This is a genomic window from Paraglaciecola sp. 25GB23A (genome assembly GCF_040012495.1).
Classification (GTDB): domain Bacteria; phylum Pseudomonadota; class Gammaproteobacteria; order Enterobacterales; family Alteromonadaceae; genus Paraglaciecola.
In genome coordinates this window covers 19902-46566 of sequence record NZ_JBDYKM010000018.1, presented here as the reverse complement: position 1 = coordinate 46566, position 26665 = coordinate 19902, and the positions used below count along the sequence as shown (strand labels likewise).

Annotated in this window: 24 protein-coding genes; 16 read left to right on the top strand and 8 right to left on the bottom strand. The window is 43.0% G+C overall.

The genetic code is table 11. The features are described from left to right. Positions 1 to 178 precede the first annotated feature (178 nt). The 3 genes from ABKW31_RS17755 to ABKW31_RS17745 all read left to right on the top strand — a co-directional run bounded on the left by ABKW31_RS17755 (position 179) and on the right by ABKW31_RS17745 (position 4012). Positions 179 to 1030 (top strand): MurR/RpiR family transcriptional regulator, encoded by an 852-nt coding sequence (locus ABKW31_RS17755; protein WP_348617973.1) that lies wholly within the window; start codon positions 179 to 181, stop codon positions 1028 to 1030. Positions 1031 to 1245: 215 nt separating this feature from the next. Next, complete coding sequence (pyk, locus tag ABKW31_RS17750; protein ID WP_348617927.1) at positions 1246 to 2679, top strand: pyruvate kinase; 1434 nt, start codon at positions 1246 to 1248, stop codon at positions 2677 to 2679. Between the two features lie 157 nt (positions 2680 to 2836). Then, positions 2837 to 4012: a saccharopine dehydrogenase NADP-binding domain-containing protein gene (locus ABKW31_RS17745; RefSeq protein WP_348617925.1), complete on the top strand. Its 1176-nt coding sequence runs from the start codon at positions 2837 to 2839 to the stop codon at positions 4010 to 4012. 76 nt (positions 4013 to 4088) lie between these two features. Here the strand turns inward: ABKW31_RS17745 and ABKW31_RS17740 are convergent, their stop codons facing one another. Continuing rightward, positions 4089 to 4337 carry an EF-hand domain-containing protein gene (locus ABKW31_RS17740; protein ID WP_348617923.1) on the bottom strand — a complete coding sequence of 83 codons (249 nt, stop codon included), beginning with the start codon at positions 4335 to 4337 and terminating at the stop codon, positions 4089 to 4091. 161 nt (positions 4338 to 4498) lie between these two features. Further along, entirely contained in the window at positions 4499 to 5494 is a 996-nt protein-coding gene (locus ABKW31_RS17735; protein ID WP_348617921.1) for a rhodanese-related sulfurtransferase, read from the bottom strand. A gap of 300 nt (positions 5495 to 5794) precedes the next feature. Here ABKW31_RS17735 and ABKW31_RS17730 point away from each other — a divergent pair, with 300 nt between their 5' ends. Further along, the gene (locus tag ABKW31_RS17730) at positions 5795 to 6115 is read left to right on the top strand and encodes a hypothetical protein (protein WP_348617919.1); all 321 of its coding nucleotides are present in this window, start codon (positions 5795 to 5797) and stop codon (positions 6113 to 6115) included. 50 nt (positions 6116 to 6165) lie between these two features. Continuing rightward, positions 6166 to 6753 (top strand): CBS domain-containing protein, encoded by a 588-nt coding sequence (locus ABKW31_RS17725; RefSeq protein ID WP_348617917.1) that lies wholly within the window; start codon positions 6166 to 6168, stop codon positions 6751 to 6753. Positions 6754 to 6800: 47 nt separating this feature from the next. On the opposite strand, the gene ABKW31_RS17720 is transcribed toward ABKW31_RS17725, so the two are convergent. From ABKW31_RS17720 to yejK, 4 genes are all read right to left on the bottom strand, one after another. Beyond that, complete coding sequence (locus ABKW31_RS17720; protein ID WP_348617972.1) at positions 6801 to 7304, bottom strand: VC2046/SO_2500 family protein; 504 nt, start codon at positions 7302 to 7304, stop codon at positions 6801 to 6803. Between the two features lie 617 nt (positions 7305 to 7921). Beyond that, the gene (locus ABKW31_RS17715) at positions 7922 to 8728 is read right to left on the bottom strand and encodes a M23 family metallopeptidase (RefSeq protein WP_348617915.1); all 807 of its coding nucleotides are present in this window, start codon (positions 8726 to 8728) and stop codon (positions 7922 to 7924) included. Further along, positions 8721 to 9596: a 6-carboxytetrahydropterin synthase gene (locus ABKW31_RS17710; RefSeq protein ID WP_348617913.1), complete on the bottom strand. Its 876-nt coding sequence runs from the start codon at positions 9594 to 9596 to the stop codon at positions 8721 to 8723. Before ABKW31_RS17710 ends, ABKW31_RS17715 begins: the two co-directional genes overlap by 8 nt. Before the next feature lie 58 nt (positions 9597 to 9654). After that, a complete protein-coding gene (yejK, locus tag ABKW31_RS17705; RefSeq protein WP_348617912.1) occupies positions 9655 to 10677 on the bottom strand; it encodes a nucleoid-associated protein YejK in 1023 nt (340 codons plus the stop codon). 147 nt (positions 10678 to 10824) lie between these two features. Here yejK and ABKW31_RS17700 point away from each other — a divergent pair, with 147 nt between their 5' ends. From ABKW31_RS17700 to ABKW31_RS17680, 5 genes are all read left to right on the top strand, one after another. Beyond that, positions 10825 to 11043 (top strand): DUF1414 domain-containing protein, encoded by a 219-nt coding sequence (locus ABKW31_RS17700; protein ID WP_348617911.1) that lies wholly within the window; start codon positions 10825 to 10827, stop codon positions 11041 to 11043. 9 nt (positions 11044 to 11052) lie between these two features. Beyond that, positions 11053 to 12597 carry a DUF3413 domain-containing protein gene (locus ABKW31_RS17695; RefSeq protein WP_348617909.1) on the top strand — a complete coding sequence of 515 codons (1545 nt, stop codon included), beginning with the start codon at positions 11053 to 11055 and terminating at the stop codon, positions 12595 to 12597. A gap of 423 nt (positions 12598 to 13020) precedes the next feature. After that, positions 13021 to 14607 carry an FAD-dependent oxidoreductase gene (locus ABKW31_RS17690; protein WP_348617908.1) on the top strand — a complete coding sequence of 529 codons (1587 nt, stop codon included), beginning with the start codon at positions 13021 to 13023 and terminating at the stop codon, positions 14605 to 14607. Then, positions 14604 to 15197: a c-type cytochrome gene (locus ABKW31_RS17685; protein WP_348617907.1), complete on the top strand. Its 594-nt coding sequence runs from the start codon at positions 14604 to 14606 to the stop codon at positions 15195 to 15197. The genes ABKW31_RS17690 and ABKW31_RS17685 overlap by 4 nt, the downstream gene beginning before the upstream one ends. Then, a complete protein-coding gene (locus ABKW31_RS17680; RefSeq protein ID WP_348617906.1) occupies positions 15194 to 15685 on the top strand; it encodes a RidA family protein in 492 nt (163 codons plus the stop codon). Before ABKW31_RS17685 ends, ABKW31_RS17680 begins: the two co-directional genes overlap by 4 nt. A 28-nt stretch (positions 15686 to 15713) precedes the next feature. Here ABKW31_RS17680 and ABKW31_RS17675 read toward each other — a convergent pair whose 3' ends face one another. Beyond that, positions 15714 to 16586: a putative RNA methyltransferase gene (locus ABKW31_RS17675; RefSeq protein WP_348617905.1), complete on the bottom strand. Its 873-nt coding sequence runs from the start codon at positions 16584 to 16586 to the stop codon at positions 15714 to 15716. Between the two features lie 183 nt (positions 16587 to 16769). Between ABKW31_RS17675 and ABKW31_RS17670 the strand changes: the two genes are divergently transcribed. The 6 genes from ABKW31_RS17670 (at position 16770) to ABKW31_RS17645 (ending at position 23797) form a co-directional block, all read left to right on the top strand. Beyond that, positions 16770 to 20141 carry a S41 family peptidase gene (locus tag ABKW31_RS17670; protein WP_348617904.1) on the top strand — a complete coding sequence of 1124 codons (3372 nt, stop codon included), beginning with the start codon at positions 16770 to 16772 and terminating at the stop codon, positions 20139 to 20141. 226 nt (positions 20142 to 20367) lie between these two features. Next, positions 20368 to 21135, top strand: a complete 768-nt coding sequence (locus tag ABKW31_RS17665) for a DUF6090 family protein (RefSeq protein ID WP_348617903.1) — start codon at positions 20368 to 20370, stop codon at positions 21133 to 21135. Beyond that, positions 21132 to 21959, top strand: coding sequence for a hypothetical protein (locus ABKW31_RS17660; protein WP_348617902.1), 828 nt, complete (start codon positions 21132 to 21134; stop codon positions 21957 to 21959). Before ABKW31_RS17665 ends, ABKW31_RS17660 begins: the two co-directional genes overlap by 4 nt. Further along, positions 21956 to 22723 (top strand): hypothetical protein, encoded by a 768-nt coding sequence (locus ABKW31_RS17655; protein ID WP_348617901.1) that lies wholly within the window; start codon positions 21956 to 21958, stop codon positions 22721 to 22723. The genes ABKW31_RS17660 and ABKW31_RS17655 overlap by 4 nt, the downstream gene beginning before the upstream one ends. A 44-nt stretch (positions 22724 to 22767) precedes the next feature. After that, positions 22768 to 23622 carry a hypothetical protein gene (locus tag ABKW31_RS17650; protein WP_348617900.1) on the top strand — a complete coding sequence of 285 codons (855 nt, stop codon included), beginning with the start codon at positions 22768 to 22770 and terminating at the stop codon, positions 23620 to 23622. A gap of 16 nt (positions 23623 to 23638) precedes the next feature. Further along, positions 23639 to 23797: a hypothetical protein gene (locus tag ABKW31_RS17645; RefSeq protein WP_348617899.1), complete on the top strand. Its 159-nt coding sequence runs from the start codon at positions 23639 to 23641 to the stop codon at positions 23795 to 23797. Between the two features lie 492 nt (positions 23798 to 24289). Here ABKW31_RS17645 and katG read toward each other — a convergent pair whose 3' ends face one another. Continuing rightward, entirely contained in the window at positions 24290 to 26518 is a 2229-nt protein-coding gene (katG, locus tag ABKW31_RS17640) for a catalase/peroxidase HPI (RefSeq protein ID WP_348617898.1), read from the bottom strand. Positions 26519 to 26665 lie beyond the last annotated feature (147 nt).

The following is a 26665-nucleotide window of genomic DNA, read 5'->3' as shown; positions in this document are numbered from 1 at the left end:
AGTAATTTTACAACTTAATACACCCATTCATCCCACAATTACCCCTGTATTTCGTAAAAAAGTGGCGTAAACTGGATCTATTCCTGTTAATAAATTACAACTCTAGTACCCGAGTAGTCATTTACAGTGTTAAAGTATGGCTACAAAAAACAATTATAATGAAGTTTTTGACGCAAGTATGAATATTCTAGAAAAAATAACTCAACACAACGCCGCGTTTAGTAAATCTGAACGAAAAGTAGCTGAAGTCATTTTGGCTAATCCACAAACAGCCATTCACAGTAGCATTGCTACTCTAGCTAAAATGGCCGATGTTAGCGAACCGACGGTTAACCGTTTTTGTCGACGTCTGGATACCAAAGGTTACCCTGATTTCAAATTACATCTTGCACAAAGTTTAGCGAATGGCACGCCCTATGTTAACCGCCATGTTGAAGAGCATGATGGTCCAGAAGAATATACCAAGAAAATATTTGAATCGACAATGGCCTCACTTGAAGTTGCAAGACAATCAGTTGATATCCCGACTATCAATCGAGTGGTCGATTTACTGACGCAGGCGCAGAAAATTTCATTCTTTGGATTAGGGGCATCGGCCTCTGTTGCTCATGATGCCTTAAATAAATTTTTCCGTTTCAATGTGCCCATAATTTATTTCGAAGATATCCTGATGCAGCGTATGAGTTGTATGAATTGCACAGAAGACGATGTTGTGGTGTTAATTTCACACACGGGCCGCACTAAGAGTTTGGTAGAGATAGCGCAAATAGCCCGCAGTAATGATGCTACCGTGGTGGGTATAACTTCCAAAGACAGCCCCTTGGGTAAAGAATGCAATCTAGTATTGTCGCTGGATGTGCCAGAAGATACAGATATGTATATGCCAATGGCATCGAGAATTGCGCAATTAACCCTAATTGACATACTCGCAACAGGTTTCACTTTGCGCCGTGGTAATAAATTTAGAGAAAACTTAAAACGTGTTAAAGACACCTTGCGCGGTTCACGTTTTGATAAGAAAAATGACTAAACAGCCCCCAAAGGCTGTTTTTTCACATTATATTAAAGAAATGAAGGGAAAAATTTCACTTTAGCTTATGAATAAACTACCATTCTGTAATAAAATTACATAAATGATAGTTTATAACGGTTACGTTAGACAACGAAGCCTAACAAAAAACCACGATTTTTACTGCTGATCAAATATAAGCACCATAATCGCCATTAATACAGGGCAATATAATCATGTTAAGACGAACAAAAATACTCGCAACTTTAGGTCCATCTACTGACACCGTTGAACAAATAGAAGCCATTATTGTGGCTGGCGCCAATGTCGTTAGAATGAATTTTTCTCATGGTACTGCACAAGACCATATTAATCGTGCCAATAGAGTGCGCGCAGCTGCCAAAAAGCTTGGCAAATATGTCGCTATTTTAGGTGATTTGCAGGGGCCTAAAATTCGTGTTGCCAAATTTGAAAATAATTCCATCATTCTAAAAATGGGTGACTCCTTTATTTTAGATGCCGATATGGATCGTAATGCAGGCAACCAACAAGCAGTAGGCATTGATTATAAAGCATTACCAAGCGACGTCAGCGCAGGCGATCTATTGCTTTTGGATGACGGGCGTATCCAATTAAGAGTGATTGATGTGCAAGGTAACAAAATCAATACCGAAGTGACGGTTGCGGGCAAGTTATCAAATAATAAAGGTATTAATCGTTTAGGTGGTGGCTTATCTGCTGAAGCTCTGACAGAAAAAGATAAAGAAGATATTAAAACAGCCGCCACTATCGGGGTTGATTATCTTGCTGTGTCATTTCCACGTAATGGTGACGATATGCGTTATGCTCGCCGCCTTGCTGTTGAAGCCGGTTGTAACGCCATGATGTGCGCTAAGGTTGAACGTGCAGAAGCTGTGGCTAGTGATGAAGCCATGGATGACATCATTGAGGCGTCTGACGCCGTGATGGTTGCTCGTGGAGACTTAGGGGTTGAGATTGGCGATGCCGAATTAGTCGGAGTCCAGAAAAAACTCATTTCACGTTCACGTCAATTAAATAAAGTGGTTATTACCGCCACGCAAATGATGGAATCGATGATCACCAGTCCCATGCCAACACGTGCGGAAGTCATGGATGTGGCCAACGCAGTATTAGATGGAACCGATGCGGTCATGTTATCAGCGGAAACCGCTGCCGGCGAATATCCTGTTGAAACCGTAGCGGCTATGGCGCGGGTTTGTCAGGGAGCGGAGACCCATCCAAGTATTAAAATATCTAAACACCGTATGGATGAAAACTTCAATACAATCAGTGAAACAACGGCATTAAGTGCTGTTTATGCGGCGAATCACTTAAAAACCATTAAAGCGATTGTGGCTTTGACAGAGAGCGGCAGCACGCCCTTATTGATGTCGCGTATTACTACATCTCTACCCATATTTGCCCTATCTCGCCATGAATCAACATTAAACATTATGGCGCTTTATCGCGGTGTTAAGCCGGTATTTTTTGATTCTAGGGGCAGCGATCCTGGGCAATTGAAAAATGACGTAGTGAGCATCATGTTAGAACTAGGCCTGATTGAGAAAGGTGATCAGTTCATCATGACTTATGGTGATGCAATGGAAACGGTTGGTGGCACCAATGCCTGTAAGATAGTGACAGCCTAATTTGGCTACAATATCCTAAAGCGAACTCAGTGAGTTCGCTTTTTTTTGCGAAAAAAACAGCAATCAATTCGAATTATAGAACTATATTATGTAAATAAATGAAGATGATAGTTAATGCGTTTTAGAATCAAGTACTGTTTAGAATTAGGAAGCTTCAATGAAAAATACAAAAGAATTTGATTTAGTTGTATATGGCGCAACTGGATTTACTGGACGTTTAGTCGCCGAATATTTAGTCAAACAATACGCTAATGATACTAGCTTACGTTGGGCGATGGCCGGTCGCAGTGAGCAAAAATTAGCGCAAGTTCGAGATGAAATTGGTGCGCCATCGGATACTCCACTCGTAGTGGCAGACTCAAGTGATGCCAGCAGCATGGAGGATATGTTAGCGCTTACTAAACTCGTATTAACCACGGTTGGGCCCTATCAATTGTATGGCTCAGACTTGGTTGAGATGTGTGCTAATTCAGGTGTCGATTATGTTGATCTCTGCGGTGAGCCAGTGTGGATGCGTGAAATGATTGACGCCCATGCCCAAGCTGCACAAAAAAGTGGGGCTCGTATCGTATTTTCTTGCGGCTTTGATTCTATCCCCTTCGATTTAGGTGTTTACCACCTACAAGAACTCGCCAAAAAACAATTGGGTCATACTGTTGCTAGGGTCAAAGGTCGAGTGCGTAAAATGCGTGGTACCTTTTCGGGCGGCACCGCTGCTAGCTTAAAAGCCACCCTAATTGCAGCTAAACAAGACCCTATAAAAATGCAATTATTGCTCAACCCATTTTCTTTAACACCCGGATTTCAAGGGGCAGAGCAACCTCATGGCAACAAACCCTATTACGATGAAGATCTCGGCAGTTGGGTAACCAGTTTTATCATGGCGGCGATCAATACTCGTAATGTGCATCGCTCAAATCATCTACTTGACTATGCTTACGGCAAAGATTTTGTTTATGACGAAATGCTGATGACCGGCCCGGGTGAAAAAGGTGAGGCAATAGCCAATGCCGTTGCTTCTGATAAGAGCATGTCAGGAGACAAAGGGCCAAAACCCGGCGAAGGTCCGAGTAAAGAAGAACGAGAAGCCGGTTTTTATGACGCCTTGTTTGTGGGTATTGATGAAAATGGTAAGCAAATTAAAGTTAGCGTCTCAGGCGAGCTTGATCCCGGCTATGGATCAACATCACGCATGATTGCTGAGAGTGCAATTTGTTTAGTAAAAGATGCGCAAGACACACAAGGGGGTATTTGGACCACGGCACCCGCTATGGGTGATAAATTAATCAAGCGTCTGACTGAGAATGCTGGATTAACATTTAAACAAGAGTAATAAGAATCTAAATAGCTAATACAAAAAAGCCCAATCAAAAAGTTGGGCTTGCTTTTATTGGTTTAGCTGGAGTGGCTTAGTATTCCCACCAAGACTGTTGCCACCACTCTAAGAATTCTTCGAAATCAATCGCACCATCGTGGTTTTCATCAATTAAGTTAAACCCTTCTTCCACATGGCTAGCCTTGGTTTTTGGCGACAATATGGTAAGTAAATCGACAAACTCGGCAAGGCCAATTTGACCATTGGCATCGGTATCAAAAAAATCAAATTCTTTACGAATTTCTGCGATTTTTTCAGCGGAAAGTGTATTTTGTTCAGACATAGTCAATTCAACTTTAGTTTTGTTACAGTGAGTTTACCGTTTAAGCCTAGCGAGTGTCTATACCCATACGGCTTCGAAATGACCCTTAGTGATTTCGAGGTAGTATGGGCACACAATACCATGCATTCACTGGCTTTTCATGGCACTAAACGCAACTATAACTAAGCATTACTTTTCCCTAGTGCAGTGCGCTGTGCGCGGCGCCCAGCCGCTTTTTGTTGGCGCCTAAGTTTAATCGCCTTACGTGCTTCTGAGCCCAAATGTTCTTCTTCTCTAGCATGAGCCAGATTAACTTGTTTTTCCCGCTCACGAAAACGCGCAAGTTGCTCTTCACTATGTGTGCCATGACATTTCGGACAGCTCACCCCCTTTTCGAACTCTGGGCTGTGCTTGTCTTGTTCAGTAATAGGTAAACGACAACCATAACATTGATCATAATGGCCTTTTTGTAGGTCATGATTAACCGCCACACGGTTATCAAATACAAAACAATCACCTTGCCACAAACTCTGGTCTTTCGGTACGTCTTCCAAATATTTCAGAATGCCACCAGCTAAATGATAAACCTCGGCAAAACCTTGTTCTTTTAAATAGGCAGTAGATTTTTCGCAGCGTATGCCACCAGTACAAAACATGGCCACTTTTTTATTTTTGTTAGGATCAAGATTGTCTTTTACGTACTGAGGAAACTCACGAAATGATTCGGTATTAGGATTGACCGCGTGAGTAAAGGTGCCGATCTCTATTTCGTAGTCATTGCGCGTATCGATGACCAACACATCGGGGTCTGAAATAAGCGCATTCCAATCTGCTGGTTGCACATAAGTTCCTACGGTTTTTAAAGGATCTATGCCCTCTACGCCCATGGTGACAATTTCTTTTTTCAACTTAACTTTAATTCGGTGGAAAGGTTGAGTCTCATCCAAAGATTCTTTGAAGGAAATAGGTTGCATGCGCGGGTCTTGGTTTAAGTAATTGAGCAGTTCATCGATGGTTTGACGCGTGCCAGATACAGTCCCGTTGATGCCTTCTGAGGCAAGCAATAAGGTACCTTTGATATTTTTTTCTTCCATGAACGAGAGCAGTGGTTGGCGTAACTCTTCATAGTTTTCCAACGTAACAAATTTATATAAAGCACAAACAACAAATTTTGACATAATATTACCTTGCGAATTGGGGCGTAATCCCAGAGCAAAAAAAGGGCGAGGAATATAACAAAAAGTCTAAAACGATACCAGCAAGAACCACAATAGAGCGAAAATTCAACAACCTGCTAGAGATTTTGTTTTTAATTGATGCAATTTAATTAAAATCGCGCTTATTAGTTGATTATTTTATGTATTGCCCCTATTCCTTAATACTGAGTTAAGAAAAGTTTGTAACATTATAGTTAGGTTAAGGCTCTACTCGCACTAGTAATGGAATGAGAGTAGGAAACCTTTTAAGTTAAGGCAAAAATGAAAGTACTTGCAGTGATAGCAAACAAACGTGTGCCCCTCGCCGGTTTTGTCTCGAGTACTATTGTCATGCTGTTACTCTCATGGCATGTCAGCTTCAAAACTAATGCAAGCGAAGTTGCTTGTATCAGCGTTGAGCAAAATGTTCTACCAATTGTCGATGTCAGCATTGATGATCATGATTTTGATTGGACAGTGCCAATTGAATCATCATTCAAGTTCACGCTAACAACGACCAGCCCAAACTTCAGTGTTATCCCTTCACTGTATTTACGCCAGACCGCACTTCCTTATTCAAGAGCGCCACCCAAATCACTTTGACCTGTATGTACTAATTCACTTTTTATTTTAGTTATCGTCGGAGTGTTACCATGAACAATTTTAAAGCATTAACCTCAATTTCTTTATCTGAGGTCAAAACATTAAGAGTAAATGATGTGGTTGAACCACTAGAACTTGAGAGTCCTGCCACCTTTGTAATGACGGATTTCAGTCGTCGTAGTCCGCGTATTATTGATGCAGACACCAGTATTGATGAAACTATTAACATCATGAATAAAATTCATGTGCGGTCTAAATTAGTGGTTGATAAAAATCTTAATTTAATTGGGATTGTTAATCTAGCGGACTTATTGAGCCGTAAAGTGTTAATGAGCGCCAATCAAAAAGGTGTTAAGCGGGCGGACATTTTGGTTACAGATGTCATGGTCAAAGTAAGTGAGTTGCATGCGGTTAAGTTGCAGAAAATCCAAACCTCAAACATTGGCGACGTATTAGCAACCATGCGTAATTTAGGCGAGCAACATTTACTGGTCTATGACAATGATAAACATATTCGTGGTGTTATCTCAGCAGTTGATATTGGCCGAGCATTGCGCATCCCCGTCGACATCAATGCCACAGCACATAGCTTTAAAGATATCTTTAATGTAATTCATGAGCATACTGAATTAGCTTAGTACTTACATACAGACAAGCAAGAGGGCCTCGGCTCTCTTGCTAATTATTAGGCGCTAACGTATTGAGGCTGTGATTGCTCAATCTCTTGCAATATATCGTACAAACCGGCGGGCTCTTGCTGTACTTCGTTGCTATTGGCTTTTGCAATACGATTACGCACGGCCAAAGAACAGTTTTCAAACACTTCCTGCGGAATATGCTTAGCATCATTCAACAATGACAAGGGCTCTGGATGCATAGCCAACCAAAGCTTAGCATTGTCTAACTCACCTGCTTGAATAAAATGTTCAGTTTGCACAACTTCATGCCAGTAAGCCGACGTTGCTGATATGGGCGCACTGCGATAGTAAGACAGACTTTGCATGTCTGAGGTTAATTCGACTTTGGGATCAGGCGCAATGTGGGGGCGAAACAAGGCATTTTGCTCAAGCATCGATAACAACAGGGCAAACTTAGCACCTTGTTGTGTGGCACGATTAAGTTCACCATTGTATTCAATATCATGTAGCTTGGCGCTGATTATTGGTTCAGCACCCTGTACTTGATTCACATCTTGCAAATGACTCTCCCCCAATGACTAACTACTGTATCGATGTATAGGGCTTATACTTGAGGGCTTTGTTTGGTTTTTTGAAGACTAAAAGATTATCGCTGAGGGACGAAGTATGGCCTGTGACCATCAAGATATCGCTTCGCGACCGCAATCCATTGCTTTTCTTAAGCCTAATCCATTGGCTCAACTCACTGCTTTCCTGTAGCCGAAAGAAGTAAGTAAGCAAGAAAGGCCGTGAGCAGATGTTCCCTACATCATTCTCACTCAAAGTGCATCCATGCACTTTGTCTTTTCAAAATCTGCGGGGCTCGGGAAGCAATGGGTCGAGAAGAAAAGCATTTTTTTGAATTGACGCCATCAATAACGACCGAACAACGCAGTAAGGTCAAGTGACAGCAGGAGGCGATCCTGGCTGGCCTTGTTAGTGAGGGGCTGTTGTAAAAAAGTATGCTCGGATAGCATGGATGTAGTTACAAGAAGTCCACGGATGGCAGTCGTGCAGCGAATAGTCTTTTAGTTTTAGCTTACAAAATCTTCGCGACTGAAGTCGCTCCTACAATTACAACTGCTTGCATAAAGCTATAAATAGAATCGCGCAGTGATAATTTAGCTTGTTAGCGTTTAGGCACCAACAACGCCGGGTCTAGCCGTTCACCAAACCAATTTATACGCCAATCAAGGTGGGCACCAGTCACTCGGCCTGTAGCGCCAATTTTAGCGACTAATTGACCTTGTTTGACCACTGTCCCTGGCTCAACTAAACCTTCGCTCAGATGCAAAAAGGTTGAAGATACTCCCATACCATGATCGATAATCATGGTGCCTCCGGAGTAATACATATCCGGCACAAACATAGTAACTATGCCATCCGCGGGTGCATACACTGGTGTACCTGTTGGGCCAGCCACATCTAAACCGAAATGGGGGTTTTTGGGTGTACCGTTGAAAACCCGTTGGCTGCCATAAACACCGCTTACAGGACCTTCAGCTGGCCAAATAAAGGCTTGCATAAAGTCACTGCGATCATCATTACGTCGTCTGGCTTTGCCTATCTGGGCATTATCCTGGCGGATACGCTCGCTGACCTCAGGTGGAGGTGAAACATATTTACTGGCAACGCCTTCAATGCGCTGCACATCGTATTGGCGAGAACTCAAGACTAATTCTTTAGTCTGCTGTTTGCCCTGCTCATCTAGCCAGCTAAGCTGGTGATTTAATTCAGCATCACGGTTAAAACCAAAGGCAAAGTGCCCATCGGATGACAGGGCCAAAGCCTTGTCATTCAGCATCAACTGACTGCCACCGCTTAAAGTACCTCTGAGCAGACTACCTTGAGTGAGTTCGCCTTGTAATGTCAGTTCGGCCCCAGAAATACTCAAGCTGCAGACTAACAACAGCACTGCACCTAAGTATTTAAGCATGGGCAATAGCCCCTTTACCCACACCTTCAAAGGCTAATACTTTGTAGCTCTGCTCAGGCGCTAAACGCTGATGTTCATTGACCATAAACTGGGCTAAACATTCAACGGTCGTATCAGTATCGATAACTTCAGATTCGGCCTTCGGAATCGCGAGTTCAAATCGCCCTTGTGATGCTTCATAGGCAAATAACCAGTGCTCAGCAAAATCTCCTTCAGCTAAGTAAAAACAAACCTGCTCAGCGTCGACCAAATCCTCGCTTGAGCCAATATAGATATCTTGCCAACGCTTGGCCCAATAGGCTTCCAGTTCACTGTTTTCTTGTTGGTTGGTATATACCAAGACTTTTGAACGGTGGCCGTGAGCTATACGCTGGCAGTTACCATCATGTTTTTTCAAACCATGAGTGTAATGATAATAAGGCGTATTGATCACTTCGGCGCGTAACATCAACTCGATACCTTCTACGTTATCAGGCAAGTGAGTAGCAATCACATCTTTTAAATAATCACTCACTGTGGGCATCGTGACCTGCGCGGCATACACAAAAGCGTAGGCTTCAGCCGGGCAGTTCAAATGGATAGAGCGACCATTTGGACGTAAAAAATCGACTTTCACGTAATCAGTTTTGTTATCGCGCTCCAAATGACTATAAGAATGCTCAACCGGCACCAATAATTTATGATCAATGTGTAAATCAATCAGATACTTCAGCTGTTTTTTGACCTTTGAAAAATCCAGCACCATGCTTTCTTCATTAAGGTCACCGTTTAAGATCACATCGACTATCCAGCTTTCTCCCACCATGCCGCGTTCGGGGCAAAGATAAGAAAAATCCATCACGGTTAAATCGTTAACAAATAATTGCATGGTTGCGTCCGTTGTCCTCTGTCACTAATTCACAAGTATATCGATTCATTTTATTCTGTCAGTTTTGTGCTTTAGTTAGTTGATCTTTTAAGTTGGGCGGAATACCGCGGATCATTAGGGTATCACTGGAAGCGTCATAACTGATACGCTCACCTAACAAACTACGTTCAAAACTTAAGGTAATACCACCACCGGCGCCACTAAATTTGGCTAAGGTTTTAAGGACACTACGATCAGCCTGAAAATTCTCTTCAACCGGTTGCTCTGCACTTTGGTTAAATTGATAAAAACTATTTTCTTCACCCGGTAATTTAGTGGCCAACTCTTTAACTTGAATATCTTCACCTTGCTCAAGTTTTTCTTTGTAATATTCAGCCACTTTTTGACGAGCCTGGTTTTTTTCTTGCGGATCAAGTTGCTCAGCGGCTAAGTAAGCATCAACCGTGTTTAACAACTGTTTATTCTGTTGTTTAATATCAACTAATTCTTCACAACCAAGAAATTGCATAAAAAAGTCAGATACCTTGCGTCCCATGCGCCCTTTAATAAAGCTGATATAACGCTGGTGCTCAGGCATCACACTTAGCTGAGTTAAATCAATACGCACGGCCAATTGCATCTTAGCTAAATCTAAGTGATCACTGGCGGTCAACTCAAGGGCACTATTTATTTCAACATGTTGCTTGGTATTAATAATCGCAATCAACAAATAATCTGTAGCTAAAAACTGATAGTGACTAAAAATCACAAAACCAGTTTCGACACTTGCCGTATCAAGTAAGGCTTTTTTTAAGCGCTCACTGGCATTCACACTGAATTTTACAAAGTCGCCTTCGCTACTAATAGCTTCTTTTAGAATCGCTGAAAAAGGCAGCTGTGGTGTTTCTTCCTCATCCGTCTTCTCCACAAAACCACCGACCCCTTTTGCGGGTTTAACATTAAAGGCATGATTAATCTGCTGCGCTAGGTCTTCAATCGCAGGACTGACATCAAAGCAGCTATTTCGAGGAACTAGTACCAACTCTTGCTGTTGGTTAATACTTAGTTGATGTACAACAAAGTGATGAATTAAAGCACTCACGGTATATCCTTTTGCGCTATTACGAATAGATTAAAATTAAGTATGCAAACAATGTTTAGCCAAAACGTCAGGTTTATTCGCATTTTCCCCCGTCCATTGTTACTATCTCGCTAATTGCACTCGCTATTATTTTCTGAGTTATTTTACATGCCACAACAATCAAAATATTCTGACAACCAGTTTGAAACTATCATGCATGACATTATTGTTGTGTTAGAAAAACATAAAGTAAATCGTGATTTGTCTCTTATGGTACTAGGTAATGTTCTCACCACCATTTTTCAACAGCAAGTGCCAGATAATCAGCGGGCTAAAATGGCCGAACAGTTTACACAAGTGCTACTGAAAAGTATCAATGGAAAATAAAAAAGTTATATGATTTTAGTTGAAACGCCACGACGCAAATTAGTCACTCAATTAGTTAATTGGGGCCATTGGTTTGCCTTACTCAATATTATCATCGCCATTATTATTGCCGCGATATACATATTAAACTCCCCTGCGCCCGGCACACCACTGGGTACACTTTTTTTGTTTACTAATTGGTTTAGTCATATCGGCTTTCTAACCTTTTTTGGTTTTGTAATCTTTATTCTACCCTTGTGTTATTGGGTCGCAAACGCCAGAGTGGTTAAGATTTGTGCCTCAGTGACAGCGGCGCTTGCACTGGCTCTACTCGCGTTTGACGCCCTGCTATACAACAAGTATGGCGTGCATTTAAGTTTTAGTTCTGCCAACTTGATACGCGATGAAGCACAAACCGCTCTGGCTGAATTCGGCTGGCAACAGTGGGGCTTTTTTCTCCTACTGTTTGTAGTGTGGTTATCGTTTCAATTGATTGTCGCCAATGCCTTATGGCAACGCATAGAGCGCCTCCAAAAACGTAAGTTAGGTCTACCGATCACCACCTTCTTTGTATCATGTTTTGTTGCGAGTCACGCCATGCACGTATGGGCTGACGCTAATTTGTATCAACCCATAGTGCGTCAAGATGATATGTTTCCATTGTCTTATCCGGCCAAAGCGAAGACCTTATTAGCAAAATATAATTTACTCGATATAGAAGATTACCAACAACGCAAAGAATTGCAGTTTAATCAAAATATCACTGGTATCGCCTATCCCAGCGAACCGATTTATTGCCCTGTCGACCGAGTTAACAAAGTCGCAATTTTAATTGTCACTGATGGTGATTTACCCGCTAGTGTTCCCGGTTTAATGCGGGTAGAAAATAACTATGGGGTTAATTCAACGACAGACAACGCTATTAACTCAGTGATCTTTGGCCTACCCGAGTTGTATCACGACGCCCTTAAAGGCTATGCACCTATTCTGTTTGATTTGCCGCAATCGCAGGGATTAAAGGTTGATGTTTTCCAAGTCAAAGACAGTAATCAAACAACAGCTTGGTCATCCTTTAAACGAGACTGGGCTGAGTTTAAACAAGGTTTAACAACTCATGGTAGCGACTTATCAGTGGGATTTGTTAACTCAGTGCAATTACAAGAATTGCTGCAGCTCGATATTGTTAATCAATATAAAATAATGCTCAGTACCTTTGCCAATAATGCTAACTTTTCACAAAGTCTAATGACTAACTTTAGTGTTAATCACAGCATTTCAAACCGTGAAGATTTAGCGCCTACTGCCCTAAAACTATTAGGCTGTAATGCCCCCGCAAGAGCCTACAGTACGGGTACGAGTCTGACATTGGGCAACAGTTCGGATTACGTAGTAAGTACCAAAAGTAATAAAGTGATGTTATTTACCCCCACTACCCGCATTGAAGTTTTAAGTAACGGTAATGTGCGGGCATTTGATCTGCAGTCCGGGGAGGAAGTATTTAATCAGGTAGACACTAACTTACTTAGCCAAGCAATAAAACGTTTGAGCCGCTTTTCAACCAAACGTAAAAACTAAGAGTAATCATAAGGGAGGTTCGCCTCCCTTATTCCTAGCTCACCTGCTAAAAACTTATCATATAAACGCGTTAAATTTTCCCTACCGAAAAAATAAATAAGCTGTTTTACCACCGAGCTCTGTCTGTGTATAAAGGATGGATAAATAGCGTGCATAAAGGTTCTGCCAATCAGCCATTTGGGTATTCTGTAAGGTGATTTTTCTATCGTTATTACCTGACAAGCACGAAGTTCAGGCAGTGCTTTCCGTACCTGCTCCTTTGTGCTGCGCTGCGAGTTTAACTATGTAACAACAGCAGATATTCTTCTTTATTGTAGCGCATTGCTCAGTGCCCATTTTTTCAAAATGTCTAATTCTTTTCTATTACTGCCATAATGAACTAAAGTGTAAATCGGAGTTGCCCTTAACAGGAAGCGAAAAAGGATGACCAGAGGACTGACCCGTCGACAATGTTTGACGTTGTTTGCCAAACTCGCTGGAGGCTCGGCGGCACTCATGCAGGCAGCCAATGTGCTAGGTATTACTTCTTCCCCAGGAAATGCCCCACCCATAATTTTCAAAGCTGGTTCAGGACAAAAAAAGTCCGTGGTCATGTTAGGTGCTGGAATAGCCAGTTTAACGGCGGCTCTTGAACTGAGTAAAGCTGGGTTTCATTGTACTATTCTGGAAGCATCTCAAAGAGTAGGAGGCCGCAATCTCACTGTGCGTTCAGGTGATTTCATTGATGAAATCGGCAATCCGCAGATTTGCCCCTTTGACCCCGAACCACACTTATACTTTAACTGTGGTCCCGCCAGAATCCCTGCAGAACATACTGCACTGATGCATTATTGTCGTGAGCTGGCCATTCCATTACAGCTATTTTCTAACTACAACACCAATTGTTATACCCACGACGACAAAGCATTTTCTGGCAAGCCCATCAGGATCCGCGAGTATGAAACCGATCTTAGTGGTTTCATGAACGAGCTACTAGGTAAAAACTTATCCAAGCAGACTATGCTGGATGAAGGTATTGGCGAGGTCGAACTCGAACGTATGATGGAGTTTGTGCGTCAAGCAGGTGATCTCAATAAAGACCTGCGTTATATGGGTAGCGAGCGCGCGGGCTTTGCGTCGGGCGGGATAACCGCGCCGGGTAAGTTAAAAACACCACGAAAATTCGAAGATATACTGCACAGTGACTTTGGTTTGGCAGCCATGTATTTTATGCGTTTTTCTGATCAGGCACCGGCTGTTATGACCCCAGTGGGTGGCATGGATAAGGTTGTGCAAGGTTTTCTAAACAAGTTCGACCCTAAATTGGTGGATATTCGTCTTAACTGCCCAGTTCGCGCTATTCAGATCAATAAAAACACCGTCGACATTGAATATGAGCAACAAGGTGTGATTAAAAAGTTACAAGCTGATTATTGCATCAACGCGATCCCAAGCCAGATATTACTTGGAATTACTAACAACTTTTCCCCTCCCTACCTTAAGGCTATCAGTAAAATTCAGCGCGGTAATCTAGTCAAAATCGGCTTTCAGGCTAAACAACGATTTTGGGAAGACGAACTTATTTTTGCCGGTATTAGTTGGACCAATCAGGACATCACGCAACTGTGGTACCCCGAACATGGATTTATGCAACAAAAAGGCGTACTGCTGGGCGCCTATAGTTGGGAGCCAGATGTCACAAGCCGCTTTATGAACATGACTCATGCCCAACGACTTGAAACCGCATTAAAACAAGGTGAAAAAATCCATCCACAATACCGCCAATATATCGAAAATGGTGTGAGTATTTGCTGGCGGCGCATGAACCACTTATTAGGCTGCGGCTCTCAGTGGCATCCTGATGACATAAAGGAACATTTTACCTTGTTACAACAGCCTGAAGGCCGGCATTTTTTGGTAGGCGATCAAATGAATTTACTACCCGGCTGGCAAGAAGGTGCGATTCGTTCAAGTTGGTTGGCCATGTCGCATATTCGCCAAGAACTGCAGGCCAGCTCAGGAGTTCAATGATGAAAATCCTAATAATTCTGCTGACCAGTTTAATCTTTGTCACGCCCTTTGCCACAAGTGGTGAACTGAATTGTCAGATGTGCCACGGTAGCCACCTGCAAGGGAATGTCGTTACTGGAGCGCCTGCACTAAATAACTTATCGACAAACTACATTGAAGCGCAATTAAATGCCTTTAAACAGGCTTTCCGGGCAAAGTCTGCAAAGGATCAGGCAGGCTTAGATATGCGCGTAGTGGCTATGCAATTGAGTCAGCAGGAAATAGCTGCAGCGCTGGCATTAGTGAAAAAGTTAAGAGTAACAAACGCCAGCTCCAAGCCGTCTAACATACCAGCCAGTTGGCAGACCTGTGTGGCATGTCATGGTGCAAATGGTGAAGGTAATGATTCTCTGAACGCGCCGGCCATAATGGGCCAACAACCTTGGTATCTGTTTAAACAGCTTCACGATTATCAAGAGGGTCAACGAGGCATGGAACCTGCTGACGAAGCAGGCCAGCTAATGCGACAAACCAGCTTGCTTTTAAGCGCTGAAGAGATAAAACAACTGAGTCAATTTTTAGGTCAATCAAATAAAACGGAGATAAAATGAAAAAAACTATTCTGAGTGCAGTCGGCTTACTGATGTTCAGTGCCACGAGTCAATCGGCAGACGTTACCCGTTACCCACTGCCCAACAACAGCACCTTTCCCATTGCGTCATCGGTGGAAATTAAGGGAGGTTCATTAGTATTTGAAAGTGGCAAAGTGCCATCTCCAATGAATCCCGATGCAAAACCCGGTAGTGCTGAGTTCTGGGGCAACACTGAACAACAAACTGATAGTGTCTTGGATCAAATAGAGGCCTCGCTGCAAAGCAAAGGTCTGGACATGAGCAACGTGATGAAAATGACAGTCTTTTTGGTGGGCGATCCGGCAATGGATAATAAAATGGACTTTGGCGGTTTTATGAAAAGTTATGTCCGCTATTTTGGCACTAAAGAGCAACCTAACCTGCCATCCCGCTCAGCCGTGCAAGTTGCTGGCTTAGCCGGTGCTGGCATGTTGGTCGAAATTGAAGTCATCGCTTTTAGACCTTAATTACCCTAATCCTGCGTTCAAGGCGGAGCTAACTTTCCGCCTTTTTTTGCATTAATGTAATATTAAAGTCAGCACTTACTGTCGTCAAATCCTGCATTAATAATAATTTTTTCTCTTCTGAAATGGTCCAGTAGAACGGTGTCATCATTAATAAACTTTCACGTTGCTGGGGGCTTGTTAAACTCATTTTAAACGGCACATGACTTAATGTGAGCAATTCAAAACCCGCAGGTATCTGAGTTTCAGGCTCATGAGTTTCAGCCTGCGCATAAACAAACTGTTTTAATTCATACAGATGGTGGCTTGCAGGTGTGACTTTCATCCATAGTCCATCAAGTTTCAATATCCGCTGTATTTCAGACGGGCTACTCGGAGCAAACACCTGGAGCACCAGATCTTGACTGTGACTGGCAACCGGCAAATTAAAACTGCTAGCAACCGCATAATGGATGTCTGGGTACTTTTTGGCCGCTTTTTGTATCGCAGGTTTGGCAATATCACTGCCACTGGCGACAAGCCTTTTACCGGCCTTAGCTAAGTACTTTTTGATTTTAGCTAAATAATAACCTTCGCCACAGCCGGCATCGTAAATGCTTAATACTGGTGACAATGCCTCAGGGTAATCAGTTTGATTTGCTAAAATCAAGCTTGCCATTTTTTCGGCCAAAGGTAGGTAATGCTCTTGTTCTAAGAAAGCTCTTCTGGCCGACACCATGTCTTTGTTGTCACCTGGATCTTTGCTACTTTTTTGCTGAGCCAATAATAAGTTAACATAGCCCTCCTTCGCGCGGTCAAAACTATGTTTATTGTCACAACGCCAAGCATTATTCTGCCATGCCAAAGCTTGTTGGCAGCTTGGACATCGCCAAAATGAATCTGCCCTGTCATCATTGATTTGCATGTCGCTCCTACTCGCAAGCCTTATTATAAAAAACGCAGTGTAACAGATTTAACCCGTTTACTAAGGCAGTCATCGCGCTCAAGACCCAAGGTGCTTTAATTTTGTGCTTGCTTACTTATAATGGCTCTCGACTCAAGGACTTAAACATAAAAATTATAAATATTATCAGGGGAATTCACTATCATGCTTAGACTCACCGCGTTATTACTTAGCCTGCTCTGTATCAGCGCTCACGCAACTCAAGGTTATTATCGATTTCCTGCATTGCATGGAGATACTTTGGTTTTTACTGCGGAGGGCGATCTATGGAAAACCACCTTAGATCAACCCTATGCGCAACGCTTAACTACCCATATTGCACAAGAAAGCCATGCAGCCATTTCTCATGATGGTCAGTTTGTTGCCTTTGTCGCTAACTATACAGGCAGTGATGAAGTTTATGTGATGCCTTTACAAGGCGGGCTGGCGAAACAAGTGAGTCATGAAAATGTTCGAGTAAAATTGCATGGATGGACTGCTGATGGTCGCATATTGTATAGCTATAACGGCCGTATTGGGCCAACCGGTAACTGGAGCTTACGCCTGGTCAACCCTGATAACCTCGTTGTTGAATCCATTCCTCTGGCTGATGCGGTAGAGGGCAGTATCGACAGTTCGGGCACAACAGTCTATTTCACGCAATTTGGCTTGCAAGTGTCTAGTGACAATGCCCATGCATATCAAGGTGGCGCAAAAGGTGAGCTATGGTCATATCAACTGGGTTCGAATAAAGAAGCCAACCACCTGACTGAAAAACATAAAGGTTCAGCCCGCAGCCCCATGGTATATCAAGACCGTTTGTATTTTATCAGTAACCAAAGTGGCATCGACAATCTATGGTCGATGAAATTAGATGGCCGCGATCAAACACAATTGACCAATTATAAAGACTTCAATGTGCGTGATGCTCGCCTTGATACAGGACGCATTGTTTATCAACTTGCTGCAGATATTGTGGTTTACGATATCAAAAACGATCGAAACCAAACATTGGATCTGCAATTAACCTCTGATTTAAGCCAAACCAGAGATCAGTGGGTAAACCAACCCTTGAAGTTTTTAACGTCGGCCAAGCAAGCTACTAGTTCTAAAAAAGTAGTGCTTACCGCCCGCGGCAGAGTAGCAGTAGCCAGTCTTGATGGTTCGCGTTTAGTCGAAATCGCCACGCCACTGACTTCACGCACACGTAAAGCCACGTTAAGCGATGATAACAAATGGATTTATGCCCTTAACGATAGCAGTGGTGAAATGGAATTATGGCAATATCCTGCTGATGGCAGTATTGGCGCTAAACAACTCACCTTTGATGGTAATACCTTTCGATGGAACATTTACCCTTCCCCTGACGGCAAGTGGCTAGCTCACGATGACAAAAATGGCGATCTTTGGTTGCTAAATTTAGATACACTCAAAAATCGCCTTATATCAAGTCGTAATAACGGCTTGAGCCCCATTGGTTCTCTCAGTTGGTCACACAATAGTCAACTCGTGGCTATCACCCGCGAAGCGTTGGGCAGTGAGCGCAGCCAAGTCATGTTAATTGATATTACTGATGATCAATCTGCGGTATTAACCAGTGAAAAGTATGCCTCTTATTCGCCCACATTTAGTCAAGATGATAGCTGGCTGTATTTCTTGTCAGATCGTGATTTTAATCCTTATCCTGGCGCGCCTTGGGGTGACCGAAACATGGGGGCGAGTTTTGATCGTCGTACCCAAATTTTTGCGATTTCCTTGGATCAAGAAGCTAAGTTTGCCTTTGCCAAACCTAATGAATTGGATGACCAGAAATCGAAAGAAAAGACGACGACAGAGAAAAATCCAGCCGAAAAGACTGATGAAGAAAATAAAGACCAACAAGAATCAAGCGATGATGTGGCTAGCAAAGATGACACCAATGAAGATTCTAAAGAAGACATTACAGAAGAAAATAAAGAAGAGAGTAAAACGAAATTAGTTGATTGGCAAAACATTGCAGCACGTTTGTATCAAGTGCCCGTGCCCGCTGGCAATTACAGTAATTTAAGTGCTAATAAAAACTTTTTGTATGTCATCGACAGAGTAACCGAGCCTGGGGCCCAAGCAAGCTTAAAATCCATAAAAATAAGTCATAAAATAAAAGTTGATACCTTCTTAGGGGGAACCGCGGAATACAGTTTATCCAAAGACGGTGAGTCATTGTTTGTCCGTAAAATCGGCCCAAACAATGATATGTATATTGTTTCTGCCAGTGCTAAATTTTCTAGCGCTTCAAACGATGGCAAAGTGTTAACAGGTGACTGGAAATTGCACATTCAGCCTAAACAAGAATGGCAACAAATTTTCCACGATGCATGGTTAATGCACCGCGACTCTTTGTTTGATGCAAAAATGCGTGGACTCGATTGGCAAGCGGTTAAACAAAAATATCAACCCCTGCTCGACCGGCTGACCGAGCGTAATGAATTAAATGATATTTTCGAGCAAATGATGGGCGAACTCAATACCCTACATTCGCAAGTACGCGGCGGTGCTATTGCAAGTGATCCAAGTAGACCAGAAACAGCGACGCTGGGAGCACAATACGAGCAAACTAACCAAGGCCTTAAAATAACGCACATATACAGCAATGATCCAGAAGTGCTTGACCGACTTGCCCCTCTTGCAAAACCCGGTGTGAATACACAGGAAGGCGACATAATTACTGCGGTCAATAGCATGCCTATTAACACCCTGGCAGATTTGAATATGGCTTTATTGAACCAAGCCGGAAAACAGGTCTTACTCGATTTAAAACGTGCCAATGAATCTCTTAAAGCTATAGTTATCCCAGGCTCTGCGCGCGATGACTACATGTTACGTTATTACGACTGGGTTACCCTAAACCAACAAAAAGTCCAAAAAACTGATGATGAAATTGGCTACTTGCATTTGCGTGCAATGGGCAGTGGTGATATTGAAACTTTCGCACGTGAATTTTATGCCCAGTATAAAAAACAAGGGCTGATTATCGATGTTAGGCGCAATAATGGTGGCAATGTTGATAGCTGGATCATCGAAAAACTATTGCGCCGGGCGTGGTCGTTTTGGCAAGTTCGTAATGGTGAAAGCTTTACCAATATGCAACAAACCTTTAGAGGTCATTTAGTGGTATTGGCCGATCAATTTACCTACTCAGATGGTGAAACCTTCACCGCTGGCATTAAAGCCCTTAAGTTAGGCACTGTCATCGGTAAACAAACTGCGGGGGCGGGTGTGTGGTTAACTGGTCGTAATAGCCAAAGTGATAACGGTATGGCCCGAGTTGCTGAATATCCAGTATTTGCAATGGACGGTCATTGGATCACGGAAGGCCACGGCATCGAACCTGATATTGAAGTGGACAACCTGCCCTATGCCACCTTCAATGGCCAAGATGCCCAACTTGATGCTGCCATTAAGTTGTTGAAAAAAGAAATTAAGAAAAATCCTTTTAAGCCACTGAAAGCGAAGCCTTTACCGAAGGATATTAGCCCGGCGACAGACATCTTACCCTAGCGTTAAACACCAAAAAGCGACCCTAGAGTCGCTTTTTGGTTTTATTCAAGATTATCCGTTGATTATTAAGATGACTGCAGATAAGCTCAAAAAATCAACACGTTCACTAGTTATTTTACTCAAGTAACACATACAAACACTAAGTAATTGCTGCTGGGTGAATAGTCCATCGAATCCACGACGTTCATTTTACCGAGCCCCAGATTTTTAAAACTGAGGACAACCCATGATCCTACGTCGCCTTTCCCACCACATTAAAGATCAAAACTGGTTTGCGGTGGGTCTGGATTTTTTAATTGTGGTTATCGGTATTCTGATTGCTTTTCAAATCACTAATTGGAACGAAAACCGCGCTGAGCGCACTAAGGAAATCCAATATCTCGGTGCCATGAAGCGGGATGTTGAATCTTCCATTCAAGTTTTGAACTTTTCGATTTCGGATTTACAGCGCCAGCAAAACGCCCGTCAAGTACTCTACACATTCCAACAAGATCCAGACACCGTACTGGAATCAGATGAGTTGGATAAGCTCGTAGCATACGGCTTGTTTTCATTGGCGCGGACCGATCTTAACCAAACCACATTCGAGACATTGAAAAGCTCGGGCCAAATGTCCGTGCTCAAGAGCGCTGAGCTCGTTAAAGCCCTGCAAGAGCTCAGCGCAAAAATCGATATGTCAGAGGTAGACAAGAACGAAGACTTTCAATTCACGTGGAAAATTGTTGATCCACTTCTAATAGGTGAAGGTGATTTCAACAATATTCTGATCCATGATTTGGGCTCTTTGAAAAATAAATTGCCTTGGATCACTAAACAGCCCGGCGCAGGATATAACCCTAAAGTACTAAGGTCTCAGCGCTTCAAGAATATTATTTTGTACAGAACACTTTATGGGCAGCTGCGCTTGGAGGGCTTCAGTTCCATTCTTGACCAACACAAGCTCATTCTCAGGCTGATTGATGAACGCCAAACAAAGCTGGGAGTAAACTCATGAGCCTGCGTCGCCTTTCCCAACACATTAAAGATCAAAACTGGTTTGCGGTAGTGCTGGATTTTGTGATTGTGGTTGTCGGGGTATTTTTGGGTATCCAGATCGGCAATTGGAACACCGATCTGGCCCTGAACCGCAAAGCCGACAATCTTGAGCGCCAGTTGGTTTTTGAGATGGCAAACGAAGCGCTCAGTTTCCGCTCATTCCGTATCTATTATTACGACGTGCAAGCCAATGGCGAAGCAGCTTTGGCCGATCTAACGAGCATAAACAGACTGTCTGATGAGGATTTTATCATCAAAGCCTTTCGTGCAACGCAGTTTAAAAAGTATGTATACAGGAGATACGCGTTTGACGATATTGTTGAGGCAGGCATTACAGACAGGATTAAGGACCAAAAACTCTTTTCTGAGGCAGACAAGTTTTACAAACTAAGATGGCAAGATGATGCCGAGCGCGAATCCCGCGAGTCGAGCTTCAGGCGACTATTTCGAGAAACGGTTCCTTTGGCAATACAGCGCGACGCAGCCTTAAACTGCGGAGACCCCTTATTAGGCATCGATTCATATGCAGCAGCGACTCAGTTTTATGAACCTGATTTCAGCATACTGCAGTATTCCTGCTCACTTTCTGTATCGGCCGAACAGATTAAACTTGCCGCCCTTGCCCTGCGTGAGGTTCGGGGGCTTGTGCCCGCCTTGCGCGCTCGCATGATCGATATGGATACGACGAATAAAGCCATCGCGTTTTTTGACGAAAGGTTGACTCCATGGCGCATGACCCCTGAGCAATTTGAAAAAGCACTTAAAGAGCGGGCAGCACTATGATCCTACGCCGCGTAATCCAACACTTTCGTAACCAGGAATGGACTGCTATTGGCATCGACTTTTTGATTGTGGTGTTTGGGGTATTTATGGGTATTCAGGTAGCGAATTGGAATCAGGCACAAACCGACACATCATTAGGTAAGGCTTACTTGAAGCGAATTCAGCTTGATGTTGCAACGGATATTGCTAACTATAACAATCGCATGGTGTTTTGGGACAAGGTCATAAATTATGGCACTAAGGCACTGGCCTATGCTGAAAATCAACCACATGAAGAATCATCGGAATGGGAAATGTTATTAGCCTTTTTCCAAGCTAGTCAAATATCGGAATTTTATAGCACTCTGGCCACCTATAATGAGCTTACCAATGGCGGTGATTTGCGCTTGTTGGGAAATGTAGCCATACGAAATGCCGTGACCAACTACTACACCAATTCGGGTAATCCTGCATTGTCAGAACGCCCCAAGTATCGTGAAAATGTACGTGGTTTGATCCCCATCAGTATACAAACCTATATTTGGCAGCATTGTCATGCAACCGATGTTGGATCGGAACAGCGCTTAATCGACTGTGATCCTCCGCCGGAGTTAGCGAACCCCGATAAAATATTGAACAATCTTACTGCTAACCAAACCTTGCTTGCGGATTTACGCTACTGGATTTCTACCCAGACTGTTGCAACAAAAATTGGCTTAGACCGTATAGTCGAGGCTGAGTACCTGAAAAGCCTGATTGAATCCGAATTAAAAACGGGTAAATAAATCATTCTGCTGATTAGCCATTAGCATTATTCATGCAACATGCAATGAATAAAAAAGGAGACCTAAAATTGATCCTACGCCGCGTTATCCAACACTTTCGTAACCAGGAATGGACAGCCATCGGCATCGATTTTGTAATAGTGGTGTTCGGTGTATTTATGGGTATTCAAGTATCAAATTGGAATCAAGCACAAACCGATAAACACTCAGGCGAAAAATTTACCGAACGACTCAAAGAAGATCTTGTGGTTGAGGCATGGAATTATGCTGCGTTGATAGAGTATCTCGTGGATGTGCAAAGTAGCACTGATAAAGCGCTAGCTGGATTGGAGGGCACGAGTGACATCTCTGATGAACAATTATTGATTGCGGCTTATCGGGCAACGCAATATAACGCCGGGGTCAGTCAAAGTACAACCTACGATGAACTCATTTCTACCGGAAAAATTGGTTTTATCGCAGATAAAACCTTAGTGAATACCGCTTCACTCATCTACGGCGCCATAATATTAGATCAAATCAGTGATGAAGGCGTTAATTCTGCCTACCGCGTGACGTTCAGAAAAACTCTGCCACCACGAATCCAAGATAGTATTAGTCAACATTGTGGCGATCGCTTTGTGCAGACAGGTGATTTTAATGATATTAAAAACCAGTTGAACTACACCTGCACCACAGACTTATCTCTAGAACAAATTGAGATAGCAGTAAAGCTACTGCGCGGCAATCCAGCTATCGTGGAAAATCTGCGGTTGCGCGCTATGAATGTCAGAACCCATTACAATAACCTTGTATTTAGTAACCAGGATATTTTTAATGCGATTACAAATATCAAAAATGCGGCTACTGCTGCTAAATCCTCGGGGGCAAAAAGCACAGATACAATCCATACAAAATAGAGACAGGTAAACAAGTATGTTATTTCGCCGAGTTATCCAACACTTTCGTAACCAGGAATGGACAGCTATTGGTATTGAATTTGTGATTGTGGTGTTTATCGGTATTCAGGTAGCGAATTGGAACAAGAACCGCAAAAGTGCTGACGATTATCAGTTAGCCCTTGATCGGTTATAAGAAGAGGCCAAGGGAGATTTAGCGGCTTTAGATAACATTGAAGCCTCGCTGGACAATCGCCTTGCTGCAGCAAGAAGTCGAGTCCTTAATAAAATTAGTGGGTTCTAAATAAAAAATCGATTTTCTGGACGCTTACTAATTTATGGCTGGAGCGCAGCAATACTTTTGTCTATCTGCACCGCCACTTCATTGGCTTTTGTCAATATGGTACTAGACGATTCAATAATAACTGTCTTTTTTAGCTGATTTTCCTCTGTTAACTCTGTGTCCTCAGTGCTGCCAATTTTTTCTTTTATCTACTTTGCTTTAAAGAACCAATGGCATGACTGGTATGGGCACAATACAATAAAACCGCGAGTCCTTATTCATCCACCGCAAATTTTCTGCGCAATAATAGGTCAAGTTCCGTCATGAGTAGAGCGTAGAAACTGAGTATCAGCCAAGTCAAAAATTTCAACTTAACTAATACTCAGTAAGTGCATTACATTCTACTTACATCATGTCAAAACGATCCAAAGTCATCACTTTAGTCCAAGCCTTGACAAAGTCAGCGGCAAACTGCTGCTTAGCATCGTCAGAGGCATAAACTTCAGACACAGCCCTTAGTTCGGAGTTAGAACCAAAAATCAGATCAACTGGCGTTGCTGTCCAACGCAGTTTTCCACTTTTACGGTCATATCCTTCATAAATTCCGTCAACCTTTGCTGATTTGCTCCATTGAGTTGACATATCTAGCAAGTTAACAAAAAAGTCGTTGCTCAATACACCGGGTTTAGTGGTTAATACACCGTGTTTAGCGCCTGCTATATTGGCATCTAAGGCACGTAAACCACCCACTAGAACCGTCATTTCTGGCACGGTTAAACTCAACATATTGGCTTTATCAACCAACAGTTCCGCGGGAGACGAAGTATTACCTTGGGTAAAATAGTTTCTAAAACCATCAGCATGAGGCTCAAGTACCGCAAAAGACTCAACATCGGTTTGCTCTTGTGTTGCATCGTTACGCCCGGGTGTAAAGGGCACAGCAATTTTATATCCACCTTGTTTTGCTGCCTCTTCAACTGCGGTTGAACCCGCAAGTACAATCAAGTCAGCCAAAGAGATTTTCTTACCGCCTCTTGCTCCTTTGTTAAAGTTGTTTTGAATTTTGCTTAGTTCACCAAGTACCTTCGCGACTTCTTGTGGGTTATTGGCGGCCCAATCTTTTTGCGGTGCTAAGGCTAAGCGTGCGCCATTGGCGCCACCACGCATATCGGTACCACGGAAGCTCGCAGCTGCAGACCATGCTGTTCTAATCATTTCAGGGCCAGTTATATCAGACTTTAAAATAGCTTTTTTAAGCTGTTCAATGTCTTTAGTACTTACCAATTTGTAATCAACTGCGGGGATAGGATCTTGCCACAGTAAATCAACTTTTGGCGCATCCTTACCAATATAACGTGCTCTTGGTCCCATATCGCGATGAGTCAACTTAAACCACGCTTTGGAAAACGCCAGTTCAAACTCATTAGGATCTTCATGAAAACGTTTAGCTATAGCCTTGTAACTAGGATCCTCTCTTAAGGCTATATCCGTGGTAAACATGATGGGTGCATGACGTTTGCCACTTACATGGGCATCAGGCACCAAATTAGCTCCAGCACCATCTTTGGGGATCCACTGGGTAGCGCCAGCAGGACTCTTAGTTTTTACCCATTCAAAGCCAAAAAGGTTATCTAAGTATTGCATGGTCCATTGAGTAGGGCTCACAGACCAGGCGCCCTCTAAGCCACTGGTGACTGTATCTTCAGCGTTGCCTTTACCACATTTGTTTTTCCAACCAAACCCTTGCTCTTCTACGCCTGCTGCAGCTGGTGCGTAACCAACACACTCTTCGGGTTTATGCGCACCATGAGCCTTACCAAAGGTATGTCCACCAGCAATCAAAGCTACGGTTTCTTCGTCATTCATGGCCATGCGCCCAAAAGTTTCACGAATATCGGCAGCAGCCGACAGAGGATCGTGATTCCCATTTGGCCCTTCTGGGTTAACGTATATCAAGCCCATTTGTACAGCTGCTAAAGGCTTTTCAAGAGTTCTCTCACCACTGTAGCGTTTGTCACCGCCTAACCATTCGCTTTCTGGTCCCCAGTAGACAAGATCTGGTTCAAAATCATCTTCACGGCCACCAGCAAAGCCAAATATTTTAAAGCCCATTGACTCCATCGCGACATTACCGGTGAGCACCATCAAATCAGCCCAAGAAATACTGCGGCCGTATTTTTGTTTGATTGGCCACAATAAACGGCGAGCTTTATCTAAATTGACGTTATCGGGCCAACTATTGAGAGGTTCAAAACGTTGCTGACCACCGGCACCGCCGCCCCTTCCATCAGACATACGATAGGTACCGGTGCTATGCCATGCCATACGGACAAAAAATGGACCATAGTGACCGTAGTCAGCTGGCCACCAATCTTGTGAGCTTGTTAAGGTTGTAGTTATATCTTTTTTAATCGCTTCAAGATCAAGCTTACTGAACGCCTCTGCGTAATCAAAAGACTCACCCAAAGGGTTTGAACTAGCATCATTTTGTCGCAAAGGTTGTAAATTAAGCTGCTGAGGCCACCAAAATTGATTGGTTTTAGGCGTACCCTCAGCAAAAGCAGAATGTGAGGTGAGTAAAGGGGCCATTGCCAGTGACAAGGCAGTTAGCATGTATAATCGTTTTTTCAACATAGTCTTTGTCCTGTTGTGTTGCACCAAATGTACAACAAGACTATAGACCCAAGCAGCTATTACCCGCAGTGAGAAAAACAGATTGCTTCAATCGAAAATGTTAATCAATTGTAATTTCACAAAATAAAATAAACTGGTTTGAGGCTT